Raw genomic sequence first — 18,914 nt, forward strand, 5'->3', positions numbered from 1 at the left:
TGGGGCATATTGCCCCGCGCAAAAGGTACCAAATTCTGAATAATGGAGGAAGAAAAATGCCTAGAGCAAAGCAAACTATGGATGGCAATACCGCTGCCGCCCATGTAGCGTATGCCTACACGGACGTGGCTGCCATCTACCCCATTACCCCGTCTTCTCCGATGGCTGACTCTGTGGACCAGTGGTCCGCAGCTGGCCAGAAGAACATCTTCGGCAATCAGGTCAAGGTCGTCGAGATGGAATCTGAGGCCGGCGCTGCTGGCGCTGTGCACGGCTCTCTGGGTGCAGGTGCTGTTACCACCACCTTCACCGCTTCTCAGGGCCTGCTGCTGATGATCCCCAACATGTACAAGATCGCTGCTGAGCAGCTGCCCTGCGTGTTCGATGTTTCTGCACGTACCGTTGCTACCCAGTCCCTGAACATCTTCGGTGATCACAGCGACGTCATGGCATGCCGCCAGACCGGCTTTGCAATGCTGGTCGAGAGCAGCGTGCAGGAAGTCATGGATCTGTCCCCTGTCGCACATCTGTGCGCCATCGAGGGCAAGGTTCCCTTCCTGAACTTCTTCGATGGCTTCCGTACTTCTCATGAGTACCAGAAGATCGAGAAGTGGGATTACGCCGATCTGAAGGAAATGTGCAACATGGAGGCTGTGGAGGAGTTCCGTAAGAAGGCTCTGAACCCCGAACACCCCAAGATGCGCGGCTCCCACGAGAACGGCGACGTGTTCTTCCAGCATCGTGAGGCATGCAACAGCGTTTACAACGCTCTGCCTGCTGTTGTTGAGAAGTACATGGCCAAGATCAACGCAAAGCTGGGCACCAACTACGATCTGTTCAACTACTACGGCGCACCCGATGCTGACCGTGTGATCGTGGCTATGGGCTCCATCTGCGACGTTGCTGATGAGGTCATCGACTACCTGAACGCCAAGGGCGAGAAGGTCGGTATCGTCAAGGTCCGCCTGTACCGTCCCTGGGTCTCCGCTTCCCTGCTGAAGGTCCTGCCCAAGACTGCCAAGAAGGTGGCTGTGCTGGACCGCACCAAGGAGCCCGGCTCTCTGGGCGAGCCCCTGTACCTGGATGTTGCCGCTACCCTGCGTGAGGCTGGCCTGAACGATGTCGTTCTGACCGGCGGCCGTTACGGTCTGGGCAGCAAGGATACCCCGCCGTCCTCCATCTTTGCTCTGTTCAAGGAGCTGGAGAAGGATCAGCCCAAGGAGCGCTTCACTCTGGGTATCACCGATGATGTCACCTTCCTGTCTCTGCCGGAAGTCAAGCCCGCTCCCATCACCGCAGCTGCTGGCACCAAGGAGTGCAAGTTCTGGGGTCTGGGCGGCGACGGTACTGTCGGTGCTAACAAGAACTCCGTCAAGATCATCGGCGACCATACCGACAAGTATGTTCAGGCATACTTCCAGTATGACTCCAAGAAGACCGGCGGCGTGACCATCAGCCATCTGCGTTTCGGCGACAAGCCCATCCGCAGCCCCTACTACATCAACCAGGCTGACTTCGTGGCCTGCCACAACCCCGCTTACATCCACATGGGCATGAAGATGGTCCAGGATGTCAAGCCCGGCGGCGTGTTCATGATCAACTGCCAGTGGTCCGATGAGGAGCTGGGCCAGCACCTGAACGCCGAGGCAAAGAAGTATATCGCTGACAACAACATCCAGCTGTATACCATCAATGCTATCGATAAGGCTATCGAGATCGGCATGGGCAAGCGCACCAACACCATCCTGCAGTCTGCATTCTTCAAGCTGGCTGACGTCATGCCCATCGAGGATGCCGTCAACTTCATGAAGCAGGCAGCTCAGAAGAGCTACGGCAAGAAGGGCCAGGACGTCGTTGAGATGAACTGGAAGGCTATCGATGCAGGCGTTGACGCCATCCACAAGGTGGACGTGCCCGCATCCTGGTCCAACCCCGAGGCTGATCCCGCACCCAAGGCTCTCACCGGCCGTCCGGAGCTGGTCAAGCAGATCCGTGATGTCATGGAGCCCATTGCCCGTATGGACGGCGACAGCCTGCCTGTCTCTTCCTTCGTGGCAAATGCAAACGGCGAGTGGGAGCAGGGCGCTTCTGCATACGAGAAGCGCGGCACCGCTGTCAACGTCCCCGAGTGGGATGCTGCAAAGTGCGTTGGCTGTAACCAGTGTGCATTCGTCTGCTCTCATGCTACCATCCGTCCCTTCCAGCTGACCGCCGACGAGCTGGCAGCTGCTCCTGCACAGACCAAGAGCCGCGACAACAAGCCCGCAAACGAGTACAAGTTTGTCATGGCTGTGTCTCCTCTGGACTGCATGGGCTGCGGCGAGTGCGTCACCGTCTGCCCCACCAAGGCTATCACCATGGTGCCGCAGGACAGCCAGGCCGATCAGCAGGCAGTGTTCGACTACTGCGTGGCCAACATCTCCAAGAAGCCTTCCAAGTTTGCTGACGATACCGTCATCGGTTCTCAGTTCAACCAGCCGCTGCTGGAGTTCTCTGGCTCCTGCGCAGGCTGTGCCGAGACTTCTTATGCTCGCCTGATCACTCAGCTGTTCGGCGAGAAGATGTACATCTCCAACGCTACCGGCTGCTCCTCCATCTGGGGCGGCACCGCTTCCATCTCTCCGTACACCGTCAACAAGGACAGCGGCCATGGTCCTGCATGGTGCAACTCCCTGTTCGAGGATAACGCAGAGCATGGTCTGGGCCTGTACATCGGCCAGAAGACCGTCCGCGAGAACCTGATCAAGGAGATCGCAGAGGTTGCTGGTTCCGACAAGGCTTCTGCTGAGCTGAAGGCTGCCTTTGAGAAGTTCCTGGAGACCAAGAACAACACCAAGGCCAACGACGAGCCCGCAAAGGCCCTGATCGCTGAGCTGGAGAAGGCTGCTGCTGCCGGCTGCGAGAAGTCTGCAGAGATCCTGAAGAGCAAGCAGTTCATCGCCAAGAAGTCCGTCTGGATCTTCGGCGGCGACGGCTGGGCATACGACATCGGCTTCGGTGGTCTGGACCACGTTCTGGCTTCCGGCGAGGATGTCAACGTGATGGTCTTCGATACTGAGATGTACTCCAACACCGGTGGACAGGCATCCAAGGCTTCCAACATTGGTGAAGTCTGCCAGTTCGCTGCTGCTGGTAAGGAAATCAGCAAGAAGAGCCTGTCCGAGATCGCTATGACCTACGGTTACATCTATGTTGCTCAGATCGCACTGGGTGCTAACCCGGCTCAGGCTGTCAAGGCCATCGCTGAGGCTGAGGCTTACCCCGGCCCGTCTCTGATCATCGGCTACGCTCCCTGCGAGCTGCACGGTGTCAAGGGCGGCATGACCAACTGCCAGAACGAGATGAAGAAGGCAGTTGAGGCCGGTTACTGGAACCTGTTCACCTTCAACCCGGCAAACAAGGCTCAGGGCAAGAATCCGTTCACCCTGACCTCCAAGGCTGTGGATAACGAGAAGTATCAGGCACTGCTGGCTAACGAGACCCGTTACAGCCGCCTGACTCGTGCATTCCCCGACCGTGCTAAGGAGCTGTTCGCACGCAACCAGGAAGTTGCAAACGACCGCTACGAGCACCTGACCCGTCTGGTCGACCTGTACAAGTAAGCATTCTTCTGCGCTTTGGATGCAGATATTTGCGGCACCTTAGCCCCACAATGCAAGAGGGCGGCTGCCCCGTACCGGCGGTTACTGCGCAATGCAGCGGTACGAAGCGGAGAAACGCATCCATCCATGCAGGTGATGTGCTGAAGTACAGCATTCGCCATACGAGTTCTATCTGATTTCACTTCCCGGGCGGTGCTTTGTTCCGTGCGAAGTACCGCAGCGGGATATGAGATACCAAAGCGCCCGCGAGGGTCCTTGAAAGCACACCCCGCGTGTGTCAGGAGCATAAGGTCTGCTTGCAGATACCTTGCTCCGCCTGCTGCATAAGACCTGCTTTGCAGGGATCTTGCCGCAGTAAAAAACGTATATCGTTTTTAGCGCCCCGTTCACCGCAAGGTGACCGGGGCGTATTTTTGTGCAAACTCTTTTTGTGAAAATACAAGCCCGGAACGTTTGCGGACGTTCCGGGCTTGTATCTTTGACGACATATAAATTATTTATTTGTCACAAATTCAATTTTGACGTTCATCCCCATCCCTGCGGCAAGACGCTGCAGGGTGCGCAGAGATGGGTTTGCATTACCGCGTTCCAGTTTGCTGATATCTGCCTGCGCAATGCCGGTGCGCTCTGAAAGCTGCTTCTGGGTCAGACCACTTTCCTTCCGGGCATCGATCATGGCCTGTGCAATGGTAAGCTCCGGCTGAAGAGCATCCCATTCTGCCTTAAAGGAAGGCCGCTGTAATTGTTCATTCAAATAATTCCGAAAATCACTCATGAGGAACTCTCCTTCCGATGAAAATAGTCCGCGCGGTATTTTTGCGCCAGTGCAATTTCTTCCGGCGGTGTTTTCTGCGTCTTTTTAACAAAACCGTTTGTCAGGATGATCTGATGTCCAACTACGAAAAAATATAAAATGCGCGTAATATTGCTGCTTTGCTTGGCACGCAATTCAAAAATGCCGTCACCCAATGATTTGGAATAAGGTTCCCGCAGTTGTGTGCCATTGGCTTCCAATAGGGAGATCGTGCCCAAAAGCTTTGCCAGCATTTTGTCGTCCAGCGTATCCAGAAAATCACGAACCGGGCAGCTGCCGTCTGCCTTATAATAAAAATTCACTTCAAAAGCAGACATTTTCGGCATCCTTCCCGTTTGGTGGTATCCTATGATTATAATATAGGATAAAACAAATATTGTCAAGAAGATTTTCTATCACAAAATCTTCCAAAAGATACCATTCCCTTTTTACAGTTTCTTCATAGCTTCTTAACGAATTCAATTGTGAAAGCTGTTATACTTTTGCCATGGGAAGCGGGGCCGCAACCGCTTACCCAAGTAACATGATTCCTCCTCACACCAAGGCAATATCCAAACAAAACACCCTTTTTCGTGTGCCGCAACACGGAAGAGGGTGTTTTGTTTTGCAAAATTCTGGTAAATCGGTGGTTTAGGGTTGACCCCGTTTTTTTGCGGCGCTATAATAAAAATGAATATGAAAACTTGGAGGTGAACGCAGGAAAATGGACCCGGATCATAGTCGAAGTAGAACCACCGGCGCGGTGGATCAGAAAACAAAAACAACTGCGTTTTCCCCAACCGTTCGCCTCCTTCGCTGAGTCCTGCGGAAAAGCACCGCTTCAACGGTGCATCTTTCCGCAAAACAGAGCAGAGGAAGGCGCGGCTTTGTGTGCGCAGAATGCGGCGTTTGCGGCATTCCGGCAGGCAAGGCGGCGCGTTTTTTGTTTCCCGATCTGCTGCGTCCTCCGGATACAGGAGCTGCTCCTGTTCCGTAAAAACTGAGGAGGTACGCCCAATGGATATGGAAGAAAAAAAGCTGACGGCTGATGCTGCGGAGCAGGCCCTGCCGGTGCAGGAGCTGCCTGCTGATATCCCCGCCGAGGTCCGCCAGAAGCTGGCTGAAGATCTGAACGAGGAAGCTACTGAAGACCTCAAGCAGGATATGCGCGAGGCCGAAAAAGAGGAAGCCAACGACGAAGAGGTCAGGGCCAACCCTGAGATGCTCACCAAGAGCCGACTGCTCAAGCTGCTCATCAAGAAGCAGTACGTCAAGCTGCGCGAAGTGACCGAGGAAGAGCAGCCCGCCGACCTTGCCGAACTGCTGGAAGAGCTGGACGAAAACAACCGCCTTGTGGTGTTCCGCCTGCTCAAAAAGGAAGTGGCCACCGAGGCCTTTGCCTATATGTCCGACGAGGCCCGCGACGATCTGGTGAACGCCTTCTCAGATGTGGAGCTTGTGGGCGCTATTGAAGAGATGAGTCTGGACGATGCCGCCGACCTGCTGGAGGATATGCCGGCAGGCGTGGTGAAGCGGGTGCTGGAGAAATCCTCCAAGCAGACCCGTGAGAGCCTGAACAAGCTGCTGAACTACCCCGAAAGCTCTGCCGGCAGCCTGATGACCCCCGAATATGTCCGTCTGCGCGAGGATATGACCGTGGCGCAGGCTTTTGAAGCCATCCGCAAGCAGGGCGAAAACGCAGAGACCGTGTACACCTGCTACGTGGTGGAGCGCAACCGCCTGAAGGGCGTTGTTTCTGCCCGCAGCCTGCTGCTGTCAGAGCCGCATACTCCCATCAACGAGATCATGGATGATAACGTGGTCACTGTGAAAGTGACCGACGATCAGGAGTACGTGGCCCGTGAGATGCAGCGCTACGACTTTACCGCCATGCCTGTTCTGGACAACGAGGGCATGTTCGTGGGTATTATCACCATCGACGATGCAATCGACGTTCTGACCGACGAGAGCACCGAGGATATGCAGAAGATGGCTGCTATTCTGCCGGACGACGATGCCACCACCTACTTCGGCACCAGCGTCTGGACCCATGCAAAGCAGCGCATTCCATGGCTGTTGATCCTGATGCTGTCCGCCACCTTTACCGGCATGGTCACCACCCACTATGAGGAGGCCTTTGTCAGCCTGCCGCTGCTGGTTTCCTTCATGCCCATGCTGATGGATACCGCCGGCAACTGCGGCAATCAGATCAGCACCCTGATGGTGCGCGGCCTGGCTCTGGGTGAGGTAGAACCCAGCGACTTTTTGCAGGTGCTGGGCAAGGAGCTGCGGGTGTCTGCCATCGTGGGTGCGGTGCTGGGCATCGTGAACGGCCTGCGCATCTACCTGATGTACACCTTCCTGTTCCCCGGCCAGTACGCTAACGTGATGGGCTATGCCATCGTGGTCAGCGTTTCGCTGTTCTTCAGCGTCATTCTGGCAAAGCTGGTGGGCGGTATGCTGCCGCTGGCAGCCAAGAAGCTGGGTGCCGACCCGGCCATCATGGCTACCCCCTTCATCACCACCATCGTGGATGCCTGCAGCCTGATCCTGTATTTCCAGATCGCACAGCTGGTGTTCCACAATATGATGTAAATAATAAAGCAATGCCGGACGGTCTTGAAGTGACTGCCCGGCATTTTTATAGGACGAACCCTCTCAGTCATCGCTGCGCGATGCCAACTCCCTCAGTCAAAACCTGACGGTTTTGCCAGCTCCCTCAAAGAGGGAGCCTCTGGCGGAGCCGGAAGCGTCCTAACCCTCTCAGCCTGCTCCCGTTGGTCGCAGACAGCTCCCCCGAAGGGGGAGCTTATAGCACTGCCGGAAGCTTTTAGCATTCATCCGATACGTTTCGGTTATCGCAAAAAAGCTCCCCCTTCGGGGGAGCTGTCGCCGCAGGCGACTGAGAGGGTTCAGCCGGGATAAAACAGTGTGGAAAACTGCATGTTTCCCCGCCTTTTCCACACAGAAAAACGGCAGCGGCCCGGTGTTGAAAACTTGTGACCGGTTCATTCCAGATTGGAGAAAAAGAAATCACCGCCCGGAAACGGTTTGTAGAATACAAAGAAAATCCTTCGACTTTCTTTTTTATAAAAGGCAGAATGCCCGCATTTTTGCCCAAAACTTACCAGAAAGCTGCGGCCTGAATTACGGTGTGTATAGGGCTGATGCCCTTTTGTTGTGGAAAACCCGGTGGAAAAAGTGGAAAACCTCATGGAAAACTTGCCCTTTTCTTCACAAAAACGGTGGAAAACCCGGTGGAAAAAGTGAAAAGTTCATTCCAGACAGGAAACTCCATACACTTTCCAGTTGTGCTTTTGTGCCGCAAGATCCGCTTGACAGCTGTATTTTTGGGCGGAAGATGCGGCAGTTTTCCACACTGTGGCATTGCCTTGAATGCCCCGGCCAATCATGGTACAATAACAGCAGAAAAATGCGGCAAAACTCACCGATATCGGAATACAATGCGTTGGAGGCACCCTATATGAACAATTGGCTCAACCAGCTGGAGCGCAAATACGGCCGCTTCGGCATCCCGAATCTGACCAACATTCTGGTGGGCGGGCAGATCCTTGTGCTGGCCATCGAGCTGTTTGTCAACCAGACCGTCAGTGTCTGGCTGGCACTCAGCCGCTATTTTCTGCTGCGCGGCCAGATCTGGCGCATCATCACCTTTGCGTTCATCCCCTCTTACGGCGGCAGCATCCTCAGCGCGGTGCTGGGCATCTATTTCACATGGTTCATCGGCACAGCGCTGGAACAGGAGTGGGGCGATTTCCGCTATACGGTGTATCTGCTCTCCGGGATACTGGGCACCGTGCTGGCCTGCCTGCTCACCGGCGTGACCGGCAGCACCTACTGCCTGTCCCTTTCGCTGCTGCTGGCCTTTGCCATGCTGTACCCGGAGGTGCAGGTGCTGCTGTTCTTTGTCATCCCCATCCGGGTAAAATACTTTGGCTTTTTTGCGGCAGCACTGTGGGTGCTCAGCTTTCTGGGCGCGCCGCTGCCGCAAAAGCTGAGCCTGCTGCTCAGCATGGCGAACGTCTGGCTGTTCTTTGGCCCGATGGCCTATCGTTCCGTCCGCGCATGGGTACGCCGTGAGCAGTGGAAGCGGAGAAACAGAAGGTAAGGAGAAACATCATGATGCTGGACCGCATGGAGGGCAATGCAGAACTGAAAAGCAGCGTGAAGCTGATGCTGGCAGCCCGCCGCCTGACCCACAGCGTGCTGCTGGTGGGTGAAGAGGGCCTTGGAGCCGGTTTTGCAGCCCGCTGCATTGCGGCAGATTATCTTTACCCTGCAGGCGGAGCGCCCGCTGAGGCCCTTCTGCGGGGCGAATGCTGCCGTGCTGTGGGTAAGCCTGGCGACCGCGACAGCGGCCATGTGGAGACCGGCATCGTGCGTGAAGCGATCAGCGTTTCCGGTATGGGCGCAGGCGGAAAATATCTGGTCAGTCAGGTCAAGGCTATGCGCAGCGAGATCTTCAACACCAGCCTTTCGGCCGAGGGCCGTGCCGTGCTGCTCTACCATGTGGAAAAAATGAACGAGGAATCTGCCAATGCCCTGCTGAAGGTGATGGAAGAGCCGCCGGAGGGGGTGCTGTTCCTGCTTACGGCGGATTCGCTGGCAGGCGTGCTGCCCACCATCCGCAGCCGCTGCGTCAGCTTTGCAGTGGCTCCTGTCTCGCCGGAGCAGTGCGCCCGCTACTGCGCCGCACAGGGGGTGGACAAAAAGACGGCCGCGCTGTACAGCGAACTGTTCGACGGGCACATTGGTACGGTGCTTGCCGCCGCACAGGACGAAGCCCGCACCGCGCAGGTGGAAAAGGCCCTGCAGCTGGCAAAGGCCGCTGCTGACCGTGACAGCTATGCCGCAGCCTGCCTGCTGGCCGCCTACGAAAAGGACAAGGCCGGAGCCGCCGCCCTGCTGACGGACTTCCGTGCGGTGGCCGCTGCGGGCCTGCGGCAAAGCCCCCACGCACCGGTGCAGGGCATTGCTGCCCAGCGTGCCCTGCGTCTGGCCGAAGCCGCCATTCAGCGCCTTGGCGCGCAGGTGAACCCTAAAATCGTGCTCAGCGTGTTTGCGGCAAAGTTCCGCGCGCTGTAATGCAAAAAGAAAAACCGGAAGAGCATTGTGCCCTTCCGGTTTTTAGCATCATGATTTTTATTCAATAGTGGGGTCATCGTAGATGGGCTGATATTTAAAGGTGGCCGTTTTTCCGCCCAGTTTCAGCTCAACCGTAAAAACGCCTCTGACATTGAGGGAAGTCGTATTCACCGGGCCAAGGTCAATATAGATAGGAAAAGTTTTACGATCACCTTTGGCAACGGTTACGGAAGAAACATACTTGAAACCGGTTCCGGCGCTGTTCAGGCCAAAATTGCCCAGACTGCACACTTTCAGACCAGATTCGGTAGTACCATTATGTTTGCAGGTAAAATTACTGGTAGAAATCGTAACGGAAGAATCTGTGTTATAGGAGTTATCAATAAAAAGACCGGTGTAAAGATAATTATGCTGCCATCCGTCCGATTCGTAAGTAGTACGGGAGACCCAAGTGCCAGTCAGCGGCCCCATATCCACATAGGTGCTGCCCAATGTAGCAAAAGTACCGGTGTCAATGGTGGGCAGGGTCGGGTTGCCGGGGGTTGCACCATAACCTTCGCCGCAGCCAACCAGCATACTGCCGGCGGCAGCGACCAGTGCAGCAGCACCGGTGGTCTTTAAAAAGGTACGGCGGGTGATCAGTTCAGACATAAAAATCTCTCCTTTGATTGCAGGAAATCACAAAATACAAAAGCTGATGCAAACAGAAACTCCCTCCGGCGCTTGCGGTACACCGGAGGGAGTTTCTGTTTGGGGTATTGCTTTGGTGTGAGGAGGAATCATGTGCGGAAAGACGGTTGCGGCCCCGCCTCCCCGCAAGGTATAGTATACCCGATTTTAAGTGAAAAGTCATTACATTTCTGTGAAAAAACATCCCGCAATGAACTTTTTACAAAATTCCCCCAATGATAAAAACCAAACAGCGCGGTGTACAAAAATTCTGGTATTCCAGAATGACATAAACTGCCAATTTCACTATAGCAGACAAGACCGCAGGTGTCAATTAAAATGTCGGCTTTTTGGCGGAAAGACGAAAAAATGTGGCAAAAAACTGTAAAATCGGCACAGGGTCAGCCCTTGGCAAGCTCGGCAGCGTGAAGCTTGCCGTGCTCCACGTAGTGGGCGGCGTTGTGCAGGTTGGCCTCGATCTGGGCCGCGCTCACCTGCTTGATGACCCTTGCGGGCACGCCCACAGCCACCGAGTTATCCGGGATCACCATGCCCTCCGGCACCAGCGCACCCGCGCCGATGATGCAGTTTTTGCCCACGACACAGTGGTTGAGCAGGGTGGCGTGCATTCCGATGAGGCTGCCATCCCCTACCGTGCACCCGTGCACAAGCGCACTGTGGCCCACGGTGACGCTTTTGCCCAGCATTACAGCACCGCCCACATCACAGTGCAGCACGGCGTTATCCTGCACGTTGGAGTTTTCGCCAATGGTCAAAGTGCCGTCGTCGCCGCGCAGCACGGCCCCGTACCACACCGTGGAACCGGCTTTCAGGATCACATCGCCTTGCACGGTGGCGTTGGGCGCAACGAACGCAGCCCCTTCGTCGCGGGGGACTTTTCCACAAAAGGACAGAAACATTGTTAAAAACCGCCTTTCTCTCTTTCTCTTTTGGCTGGTTTATGGTATTCTTTAAAGTAGTATAGCAAGCCAGAGCCTTTCCGGCAAGTAGGAGCTGTTTCAAAACAAAAATTTTTGCCGTGCGTCGGCAAGCAGATACAAGGGGGCACGCTCATGTTCAAAAACACCATCTTCCGCCGCATGACGGCGCTGGTGCTCACGCTGGCACTGGCCGTTGCTGCTGCACTGCCGGGCCTTGCGGTATATCCCATGCCCATCCAGACCGCCAGCGAGACCGAGGCGGTGTACCTGTTCAACGCCGACACCGGCAAGACCATCCTGAACCAGAATGCTGACCAGCAGCAGTATGTTGCCAGCCTGACCAAGCTCATGACGGCCCTGCTGCTGCTGGAAAGCGGCAAGGATCTGAACGGTGAAGTGACCGTGCCCACCGCGCTGACCCAGGAGTTTCGGGATATCCAGAACGCCAACGGCACCACCATGGGCCTGCGCATCGGCGAGACGGTGCGCCGCATCGACCTGCTGAACGCCATGCTCATCGTCAGCGCCAACGACGCCGCCAGCGTCATTGCCTACGATGTGGGCGGCAGCGTGCTGGATTTCGTCAAGCAGATGAACGCCCGTGCCCAGGAGCTGGGCTGCACCGGCACGAACTTTACCTGTGCCCACGGCCTGTTTGACTACGGCAACGTGTCCACCGCGCAGGATCTGGCAAAGATCGCCGCCGCCTGTGCGGCAAACCAGACCTTTGCACAGGTGGCGGGCACCGCCAGCTATGTCCTGCCGGCCACGAACCTCCGCAAGGCTGAGCACACCATCAGCAGCTCCAACAGCCTGATGAACAGCGAGAGCGCCAACTACCGGGAGTATGTCCGGTGGGTCAAGGGCGGCTTTACCACGCTGGCAGGCCGCTGCATCGTGGCCTTTGCGGAAAAGGACGGACACACCTACGGGCTGGTGATCCTTGGCTGCGATACGCCGGACCACCTCTTTGCCGAGTGCGATGATCTATTCGACTGGGCCTTTGCCAGCTTTGCGGACCGTCCGCTGGTGGACACCCAGACCGTGCTGACCACCGTAGACCTGACCAAGTGCCGCACCGAACCGACGGTGGCACTGTATGCCGCTGCGCCGGTCAGCGGCTACGGCCACGCGGACGATATCGTTACCTACTCCTTCGACCTGCCGGAGAGCATTGCGGCCACCGTCAAGAGCGGCAGTGTGGTGGGTACAGCCACCGTGTATCTGGACGGCGATGAAGCGGGCACGGTGGACCTTGTGACCCACAAGGAGTATGTCTCCGATTTCCGCACCGACATGAAGGCGACAGTGCTTCTGCTGTGTGCACTGGTGTTCATCCTCGCTGCATTAACGGCGGTCACTCTTGCCGCGGGCGGTGGCTCGCTGAACCTTAAAAGGAGAAAGCACCGCAGATAAAGTGCATGGGCTTGACAATTTTGGAAAATAAGCTATACTGAAAATACAAAGGCGCTGGCCCACAAACGGCTAGTTCCTTACCATACTAGTCAAAAAGAAAAATGACCGGTCGTGTTGGGGAACAAGAGGCGGTCATTTTTTCTTTTTATCATCACTGTGAGAAACAGTCCATGTAATTTCAAACGTAACGTAGATCGCTCCGCCAAGAAGCGTGAGCAGAAGCACGACCTGTTCAAACGTCATGGTGCATCCCCCCTTTCTGCCCTTGGGCAAAACCGGGGGTGCGAAAGATCCAAAGAAAAAATCGCCTTGCCCGGCGCGCCTAGGTGCCGGTAAGACGAGCTGCAACAATGACGACCGCTGCCTGCGGCAGAAACAGGGAGGAATTGTTGGGGCCGCGGCCAGCGAGGCGCGAGTACCGTTCAAGGTACGATGCGAATGCTGGGAGCCGCAACCCGTGCTGCGTTTTGGGACACAGCGCCTTCGTACCGCAGATGCGGCAATTACAGAATATCACAGCAAACTGCAAAAAACAATAAAGAACAGCGAAAAAGCGGCGCTCAGTGCCTTGCAACAGGCTCTGAGCGCCGCTTCTTTTGTGCTTATTGGTTGAGGAACTTGATAAAGTGGTAAGATTCCACGATCTGGAAGTACTTGATGATGCGCGGGTACAGCGGTTCGGCCTTTTCGCCAAACTGCTGCTTCATGCATTCAGCAAGGTCTGCAACGGTCTTCTGGCCGTCGATCAGCGGCCAGAGATAGCTGCCGGTCTCGTCCAGATGCACCTGTGTGGTGCGCGGTTTATGAAACACTTTTTGCGCGATCGTGTTGAACACACCGGTGTTCTCCACCTCAAGGGTGATAAGGCCGGTGGCTTCGTCTGTGTGCCAGCGCAGGGTTTCCGCCCGCTGCGGAATGAGGTCCAGATAGTTGATGGACTGCTTTTTCTTACTCATCAGTTCTTCTTTTTCTTCATGGAGAAGGCCAGCAGGCATGCGATCATCACGATCATCAGGACCACGCCGCCAATGTTGCCCAGATCAATGCTCAGGGCAGTGCTGATGCCGAACACGGCAAACACAGCCAGCAGGATGCCCACAAGGCCCTCGCCTGCGATCATACCGGCACAGAACAGGGTGCCGCGGGTGGTCTGCTCTTCCTTGAGCTTCGCGTCAACATTCTTGCGGCTGTCCATGAACCAGCGCACAACACCGCCGATCATGATGGAGGTGTTCAGGTAGATGGGCAGATACAGGCCGATGGCGAACGGCATCACGGGGATGCGCAGGACCTCCAGAGCAATGGCAAGGAACACACCGGTGAACACCAGGTTCCAGGGCAGGTTGCCGCCCATGATGCCCTCGACGATCATCTTCATCAGGGTAGCCTGCGGTGCGGGGACCTCGGCACCGCCGTAGCCCCATGCGCTGTCCAGCAGGTACAGCACACCACCGATGGCCAGACCGGCGGCAATCACGCCGATCAGCTCACCGATCTGCTGCTTGACCGGGGTCGCACCCAGCAGGTAGCCGGTCTTCAGGTCCTGAGAGGTATCCGCAGCAATGGCAGCGCAGATGCAGATGACAGAGGCGATGGCCATGGAGCCGATCATGCCCTCGATGCCAACGTTGCCGGTGGCCTTCAGGATCATGGTAGCGATCAGCAGGGTGGCAATGGTCATGCCGGAGACCGGGTTGTTGGAACTGCCGATCATGCCGACCATACGTGCAGAGACGGTGGAGAAGAAGAAGCCGAAGATGACGATCAGCAGAGCACCCAGCGGGCTGACGGGGATGGCCGGAGCCAGCCAGATGATGAGGATGATGAGCAGGATGCCGCCCAGAATAAAGGGCATGGGCAGGTCCTTCTCGGTACGGGAGGTGCCGGAAGCACTGCCGCCCTTCATGCTCTTCATGGCATCACGGAAGGTGGATGCGATCAGAGGCAGGCTCTTGATCAGCGAGATGATACCGCCGGTAGCAATGGCACCTGCGCCGATATACTTGACGTAGTTGGACCAGATGGCGTCTGCACCGCCTGCTGCATACAGATCAGCAATGGTGGTGCCGGCTGCTGCCGGGTACAGGGAGATGTTTGCGCCGAACAGGCAGATCAGCGGGATAATGACCATCCAGCCCACCAGAGAACCGGTGAACATGTAGGAAGCGGTCTTGGGGCCGACGATGTAGCCCACGCCCAGCAGAGCGGGGTACACTTCCATGCCCAGAGCACCCTTGAAGGAGCTGAAGGCCACGGCAATGTCGGCGGGGATCATCTTCAGGCCATCGACGATGAACTTGAAGATGGCTGCCAGACCCATGCCGGAGAACACGGTGGAGGCGTTTGCACCGCCCTCTTCACCGGCCAGCAGAACGTCTGCACAGGCGGTGCCTTCCGGGTACAGCAGGGTGGCGTGCTCCTTGACGATCAGGGCGTTGCGCAGGGGCACCATGAACAGAACGCCCAGAATGCCGCCGCACAGGGCGATCAGGGTGATCTCCAGGATGCTGGGCTTGTCGCACAGGCCCTCTTTTGCCCACAGGAACAGTGCGGGCATGGTGAAGATGGCACCGGCGGCCAGGCTCTCGCCTGCGGAACCGATGGTCTGCACCATGTTGCTCTCCAGAATGGAGTTCTTCTTGAGCAGGACGCGGATCACGCCCATAGAAATGACTGCTGCCGGGATGGAGGCAGAAACAGTCATGCCGACGCGCAGGCCCAGATAAGCGTTTGCAGCGCCGAAGACCACGGACAGGATGATGCCCATGATCACAGAGGTCGCCGTCATTTCTGCGGTGATCTTTTCCGCAGGAATATACGGCTTGAAGGATTCTTGATCTTTCATGTTTGCTCTCCTTGCGACAGCACAAGCGCCTTGCTTTTTGGGGCAGGGCGCTTGTGCTGTCTGTTTTCCTATTTCCTAAAACACGCGCATCCTATCCAACAAAGGATACGCTGGCACATACTCCATTATACTAAAGTGTGACTAAATTGACAACTGGAAATGTACACAAGAAATTTACAAAAAATTCGTTTATTCAAGCGTTTTGCGGAAAAATCAAGCAAAAATGTGCAAAAAAACTCCATGCAGACTTAAAACTGTCCGCATGGAGCATACAACTTTATAAAACTCAGACGGCACCGTAGATGCCGTGCACCGATACTTCGCCGGTAAAAACGTGCACTTCGCCGCTGTCGGTGCGCACCACCAGACGGCCCTCTTCGTCCACATCGACGGCTTCGCCTGCACCCTGCCCGCCGTCCGGCAGGTCGAAGGTAACCCGGCGGCCCAGATTGACGCAGGCGGCTTTGTATTCCTCCCGGAAGGGGGCAAAGCCATCGCGGGCAAACACATACATGTTGCGGTCAAAGCCAAAGTCAGTCAGGCCCTCGGCCAGCCATGCGGGGTCGGTGGAAAGATCCACCTTTGCGCCCTGCAGCGCCAGCGAGGTGCCGTTGGGCAGACCGGCGGCATCAAAGTAGCTCTGCGGCTGGGCCAGATTGATGCCGATGCCGCACAAAATGCCCCGGCCCTGCTGCTGGTAGCCGTAGCTCACGCCCTCGCACAGGATGCCCACGATCTTTTTGCCGTTGAGCAGAAGGTCGTTGGGCCACTTGATCTGGCAGTCCACGCCGTAGCGCAGCTTGAGCTGGGTGCGCACGGCAAGGCTTGCCAGCAGCGGCAGGGTGGTAGGCTGGGCCAGCGGTTCCCGGATGGCTGCTGTATAATACAGGGCCTTGCCCTCGGCGTTCACCCAGCTGCGGCCCAGACGGCCCCGGCCTGCGGTCTGGTTCTCGGTATACACCGCACCCACCGGGCCGAACTCTTCAAAATGCTCCTTCACGTAAGCGTTGGTGCTGCCGCATTCCGGCAGATAGCGCACCTCATTGATGCTCATTGTTTGGGTACCTCTTTATGTTCATAGGCGGTCACTTTGCCTTCGTCCAGCGTCAGGATGCCGTAGGTGTCCGGCCCGGTGTAACACCGGCCGCAGGAGCCGGGGTTGAACAAAAACACCTTGCTGCGGGTCTCTGCATGGGGGATGTGGGTGTGGCCGAACAGCGCCACCTCGGCACCCCGGGCAGATGCGGCATCTGCCAGCGTATCCAGATCGTATTTCACACCGTACATATGACCGTGAGTGTAAAAGATCACCACGCCGTCAAAGGCGGCAAGGCCGTCGGTGGGTTCCAGTGCACCGTAATCGCAGTTGCCCGCCACCGAGTAGGCCCGCAGCTTGGGGTACAGCGTCAGAGCCAGTTCCAGATCCCGCAGGCCGTCGCCCAGAAAGATCAGGGCATCGATGCTTTTGCTCTCTTTCATCAGCACGCGCTCAATGGCGGCACGTCCGCCGTGGCTGTCGCTCAAAACCAGAAGCTTTGTCACAAAAGGGGTCCTCCTCTATTACCATTTACCTGAGATGCTGTCATTCACCAGCCTGCTGGCCCTGTTGCAATACCAGCAGCTGCTTGTACACTTCGCTTTTAGAATAAGGTGTGCCCTGTGCCGCCGCCTTGGCTGCGGCGGTGGGGCCAAAGCCCTGCCCGGTCAGCTCCAGCGCCCGCTGCGCTGCCTGCTCCAGCGTCAGCTCCTGCTCCGGGTCGGCGGTCTCCGGCGCACCGGCCATCACCAGCACATACTCGCCGCGCGGCTCGTTGGTCTTGTAGTGCTCCACCGCCTCGCCGAGGGTAGTCTTCCAGATATCCTCGTGCAGCTTGGTCAGCTCCCGGCACAGGGTGATGCTGCGGTCTGCGCCAAAGGCATTGGCCAGATCGTCCAGCGTGGTGCGCAGCTTGTGGGGCGCTTCGTAAAAGATGGTGGTGCGCTTTTCCTGCAAAAGCTCAGCCAGCCGCTCTTTTTTCTGCTTGCGGTTCACGGGCAGAAAGCCCTCGAACACCCAGCGGGAGGTGTCCTGCCCGGACACGGCCAGCGCTGTGACGCAGGCGGAAGCCGCCGGCACTGGCACTACCTTGATACCCCGGGCCAGTGCGTCCCGCACGATCACCTCGCCCGGGTCGGAGACGCAGGGCATGCCCGCATCACTGCACAGAGCACAGCTCTCGCCTGCTTCAATGCGGCGCAGGATGCCCTCACCCTTCTGCAGGGCGTGCTCATAGTAGCTGACCATGGGCTTTTTCAGGCCCAGAAAGTTCAGCAGCTTCATGGTCACACGGGTGTCCTCGGCGGCAATAAAGTCTGCCGCGCCAAAGGTGGCCGCTACGCGCGGCGGCATATCGTCCAGATTGCCGATGGGCGTTGCCACGATATAAAGAGTTCCTGCCATAGTTTACCTCCCATATAACGCCGCACCGGCGCTGATCAACACATCCGGCTCCACCCGCAGGCCGGTCTTGCGGTTCTTCTGCGCTTCCACAAGGAAGAGCCATGGCGCGCCGTCCGCCTTGTTCTTTACAAAGGCCAGCCGCTTCGGCTCCAACCGGTTGGCCCGCAGCACCGCCAGCACCTCCGCCAGTCGTTCCGGCCGGTGGCACAGCGCAAAGCGCCCGCCGTCCTTCAAAAGGCGGAACGCACACTGGCACACATCGTCCAGTGTGCAGGTGTTCTCGTGCCGGGCAAGGGCGTGGGCTGCGTTTTGGCTTTGGGGCCCATCCGTGAAATAGGGCGGATTGCACGCACACACGTCAAAACTGCCCTCGCCCTGCCGGAAAGCGCGCAGGTCGGCACAGACAGGCTCAATGTGCCCGATGTCCTGCTCCTGCACCGCAGCGGAAAGCAGAGCGCTGCCCTCGGGCTGCAGCTCCAGCCCCATGCAGGGGCCGCGGTGGCCGCGGTCGTGCCATTCCAGCGCCACGATGCCGCAGCCGGAGCACAGGTCTGCGGCCTTCTGGGCGCGCTTTGGCTCACAGAAACGGGCCAGCAGCAGCGCGTCGGAGCCAAAACGATGCTCCGGCGAGCAATAAACCATAGTTCTATTATACAAGACTTCGGTAGAATGTTCCATAGATAAGTGTGCCGTACCCTCTCAAAAAAATGCGTGGAATTGCTCGGGGAATTTGTGCGAATTACTGCAAAACAAAAAGCAGCAGACCTGCTTTGGACAGGCCTGCTGCTTTTGATGCGTTTTTTGTGCAGCTGCTAAAATTATTCAGCAGTGATAGCACCGGTGGGGCAAGCACCCTCGCAAGCGCCGCAGTCGATGCAAGCGTCTGCGTTCACAGAAGCAACACCATCAACGGTGATAGCGCCAACCGGGCAAGCGCCCTCGCAAGCGCCGCAGCCAACACATGCGTCAGAAACCTTGTGTGCCATAATAAACTCTCCTTTTTATCTCCGTGCCCGAAGTATTGTATGAAGAGTCATGTATGGCACGGCTGTGCATGTCTCTCCGGAAATCATATCCTTGCCTGCATTTTAACAAAGCAGGT

At 56.9% G+C, this 18,914-nt stretch carries 17 protein-coding genes; 6 read left to right on the plus strand and 11 right to left on the minus strand.

All coding sequences use genetic code 11. The features are described 5' to 3' along the window. The first annotated feature begins 56 nt into the window (after positions 1-56). The gene (gene nifJ / locus ACGHUK_RS00075) at positions 57-3,602 is read left to right on the plus strand and encodes a pyruvate:ferredoxin (flavodoxin) oxidoreductase (RefSeq protein ID WP_005939143.1); all 3,546 of its coding nucleotides are present in this window, start codon (positions 57-59) and stop codon (positions 3,600-3,602) included. Between the two features lie 493 nt (positions 3,603-4,095). On the opposite strand, the gene ACGHUK_RS00080 is transcribed toward nifJ, so the two are convergent. Together ACGHUK_RS00080 and ACGHUK_RS00085 are read right to left on the minus strand one after the other, a co-directional pair. Further along, a complete protein-coding gene (locus ACGHUK_RS00080; protein ID WP_005924206.1) occupies positions 4,096-4,377 on the minus strand; it encodes a helix-turn-helix domain-containing protein in 282 nt (93 codons plus the stop codon). Continuing rightward, positions 4,374-4,733: a type II toxin-antitoxin system RelE/ParE family toxin gene (locus ACGHUK_RS00085; RefSeq protein ID WP_348584156.1), complete on the minus strand. Its 360-nt coding sequence runs from the start codon at positions 4,731-4,733 to the stop codon at positions 4,374-4,376. Before ACGHUK_RS00085 ends, ACGHUK_RS00080 begins: the two co-directional genes overlap by 4 nt. A 679-nt stretch (positions 4,734-5,412) precedes the next feature. On the opposite strand from ACGHUK_RS00085, the gene mgtE reads away from it, so the two are divergent. The 3 genes from mgtE (at position 5,413) to ACGHUK_RS00100 (ending at position 9,501) form a co-directional block, all read left to right on the plus strand. After that, on the plus strand, positions 5,413-6,990 hold the full coding sequence (gene mgtE, locus ACGHUK_RS00090) for a magnesium transporter (protein ID WP_249235286.1): 1,578 nt from the start codon (positions 5,413-5,415) through the stop codon (positions 6,988-6,990). Positions 6,991-7,879: 889 nt separating this feature from the next. Next, positions 7,880-8,524, plus strand: coding sequence for a rhomboid family intramembrane serine protease (locus tag ACGHUK_RS00095; protein WP_223388449.1), 645 nt, complete (start codon positions 7,880-7,882; stop codon positions 8,522-8,524). Between the two features lie 11 nt (positions 8,525-8,535). Continuing rightward, positions 8,536-9,501 carry a hypothetical protein gene (locus ACGHUK_RS00100; protein WP_390574555.1) on the plus strand — a complete coding sequence of 322 codons (966 nt, stop codon included), beginning with the start codon at positions 8,536-8,538 and terminating at the stop codon, positions 9,499-9,501. Positions 9,502-9,558: 57 nt separating this feature from the next. Here ACGHUK_RS00100 and ACGHUK_RS00105 read toward each other — a convergent pair whose 3' ends face one another. Then, the gene (locus tag ACGHUK_RS00105) at positions 9,559-10,152 is read right to left on the minus strand and encodes a twin-arginine translocation signal domain-containing protein (RefSeq protein WP_390574557.1); all 594 of its coding nucleotides are present in this window, start codon (positions 10,150-10,152) and stop codon (positions 9,559-9,561) included. Positions 10,153-10,571: 419 nt separating this feature from the next. Further along, positions 10,572-11,090, minus strand: coding sequence for a gamma carbonic anhydrase family protein (locus ACGHUK_RS00110; RefSeq protein ID WP_005938656.1), 519 nt, complete (start codon positions 11,088-11,090; stop codon positions 10,572-10,574). Positions 11,091-11,243: 153 nt separating this feature from the next. On the opposite strand from ACGHUK_RS00110, the gene ACGHUK_RS00115 reads away from it, so the two are divergent. Then, positions 11,244-12,527: a D-alanyl-D-alanine carboxypeptidase family protein gene (locus tag ACGHUK_RS00115; RefSeq protein ID WP_390574558.1), complete on the plus strand. Its 1,284-nt coding sequence runs from the start codon at positions 11,244-11,246 to the stop codon at positions 12,525-12,527. 457 nt (positions 12,528-12,984) lie between these two features. After that, complete coding sequence (locus ACGHUK_RS00120) at positions 12,985-13,140, plus strand: hypothetical protein (RefSeq protein ID WP_390574559.1); 156 nt, start codon at positions 12,985-12,987, stop codon at positions 13,138-13,140. On the opposite strand, the gene ACGHUK_RS00125 is transcribed toward ACGHUK_RS00120, so the two are convergent. The 7 genes from ACGHUK_RS00125 to ACGHUK_RS00155 all read right to left on the minus strand — a co-directional run bounded on the left by ACGHUK_RS00125 (position 13,130) and on the right by ACGHUK_RS00155 (position 18,798). Next, positions 13,130-13,483, minus strand: coding sequence for a PqqD family protein (locus ACGHUK_RS00125; protein WP_154255970.1), 354 nt, complete (start codon positions 13,481-13,483; stop codon positions 13,130-13,132). The two genes, ACGHUK_RS00120 and ACGHUK_RS00125, sit on opposite strands and share 11 nt — an antisense overlap. Beyond that, positions 13,483-15,372, minus strand: a complete 1,890-nt coding sequence (locus ACGHUK_RS00130; RefSeq protein ID WP_097774115.1) for an OPT family oligopeptide transporter — start codon at positions 15,370-15,372, stop codon at positions 13,483-13,485. Before ACGHUK_RS00130 ends, ACGHUK_RS00125 begins: the two co-directional genes overlap by 1 nt. A 286-nt stretch (positions 15,373-15,658) precedes the next feature. Beyond that, complete coding sequence (locus ACGHUK_RS00135; protein ID WP_390574560.1) at positions 15,659-16,426, minus strand: biotin--[acetyl-CoA-carboxylase] ligase; 768 nt, start codon at positions 16,424-16,426, stop codon at positions 15,659-15,661. Beyond that, on the minus strand, positions 16,423-16,914 hold the full coding sequence (locus ACGHUK_RS00140) for a YfcE family phosphodiesterase (RefSeq protein ID WP_223388447.1): 492 nt from the start codon (positions 16,912-16,914) through the stop codon (positions 16,423-16,425). Before ACGHUK_RS00140 ends, ACGHUK_RS00135 begins: the two co-directional genes overlap by 4 nt. Positions 16,915-16,954: 40 nt before the next feature. Then, a complete protein-coding gene (gene rsmI, locus ACGHUK_RS00145; RefSeq protein ID WP_005937572.1) occupies positions 16,955-17,812 on the minus strand; it encodes a 16S rRNA (cytidine(1402)-2'-O)-methyltransferase in 858 nt (285 codons plus the stop codon). Positions 17,813-17,815: 3 nt separating this feature from the next. After that, the gene (locus ACGHUK_RS00150) at positions 17,816-18,490 is read right to left on the minus strand and encodes a tRNA1(Val) (adenine(37)-N6)-methyltransferase (RefSeq protein WP_223388446.1); all 675 of its coding nucleotides are present in this window, start codon (positions 18,488-18,490) and stop codon (positions 17,816-17,818) included. Between the two features lie 140 nt (positions 18,491-18,630). Next, on the minus strand, positions 18,631-18,798 hold the full coding sequence (locus tag ACGHUK_RS00155) for a DUF362 domain-containing protein (RefSeq protein WP_005937576.1): 168 nt from the start codon (positions 18,796-18,798) through the stop codon (positions 18,631-18,633). Positions 18,799-18,914: the final 116 nt, after the last annotated feature.

Origin of the sequence: Faecalibacterium sp. i25-0019-C1 (genome assembly GCF_042854225.1) — a bacterium.
In the GTDB taxonomy this organism is placed as follows: Bacteria; Bacillota; Clostridia; order Oscillospirales; family Ruminococcaceae; genus Faecalibacterium; species Faecalibacterium taiwanense.

Bases quoted from the DNA above. Each gene is read 5' to 3' on its own strand.
- nifJ (WP_005939143.1), top strand. From the start codon at position 57: ATGCCTAGAGCAAAGCAAACTATGGATGGCAATACCGCTGCCGCCCAT.
- ACGHUK_RS00080 (WP_005924206.1), bottom strand. From the start codon at position 4,377: ATGAGTGATTTTCGGAATTATTTGAATGAACAATTACAGCGGCCTTCC.
- ACGHUK_RS00085 (WP_348584156.1), bottom strand. From the start codon at position 4,733: ATGTCTGCTTTTGAAGTGAATTTTTATTATAAGGCAGACGGCAGCTGC.
- mgtE (WP_249235286.1), top strand. From the start codon at position 5,413: ATGGATATGGAAGAAAAAAAGCTGACGGCTGATGCTGCGGAGCAGGCC.
- ACGHUK_RS00095 (WP_223388449.1), top strand. From the start codon at position 7,880: ATGAACAATTGGCTCAACCAGCTGGAGCGCAAATACGGCCGCTTCGGC.
- ACGHUK_RS00100 (WP_390574555.1), top strand. From the start codon at position 8,536: ATGATGCTGGACCGCATGGAGGGCAATGCAGAACTGAAAAGCAGCGTG.
- ACGHUK_RS00105 (WP_390574557.1), bottom strand. From the start codon at position 10,152: ATGTCTGAACTGATCACCCGCCGTACCTTTTTAAAGACCACCGGTGCT.
- ACGHUK_RS00110 (WP_005938656.1), bottom strand. From the start codon at position 11,090: ATGTTTCTGTCCTTTTGTGGAAAAGTCCCCCGCGACGAAGGGGCTGCG.
- ACGHUK_RS00115 (WP_390574558.1), top strand. From the start codon at position 11,244: ATGTTCAAAAACACCATCTTCCGCCGCATGACGGCGCTGGTGCTCACG.
- ACGHUK_RS00125 (WP_154255970.1), bottom strand. From the start codon at position 13,483: ATGAGTAAGAAAAAGCAGTCCATCAACTATCTGGACCTCATTCCGCAG.
- ACGHUK_RS00130 (WP_097774115.1), bottom strand. From the start codon at position 15,372: ATGAAAGATCAAGAATCCTTCAAGCCGTATATTCCTGCGGAAAAGATC.
- ACGHUK_RS00135 (WP_390574560.1), bottom strand. From the start codon at position 16,426: ATGAGCATCAATGAGGTGCGCTATCTGCCGGAATGCGGCAGCACCAAC.
- rsmI (WP_005937572.1), bottom strand. From the start codon at position 17,812: ATGGCAGGAACTCTTTATATCGTGGCAACGCCCATCGGCAATCTGGAC.
- ACGHUK_RS00150 (WP_223388446.1), bottom strand. From the start codon at position 18,490: ATGGAACATTCTACCGAAGTCTTGTATAATAGAACTATGGTTTATTGC.
- ACGHUK_RS00155 (WP_005937576.1), bottom strand. From the start codon at position 18,798: ATGGCACACAAGGTTTCTGACGCATGTGTTGGCTGCGGCGCTTGCGAG.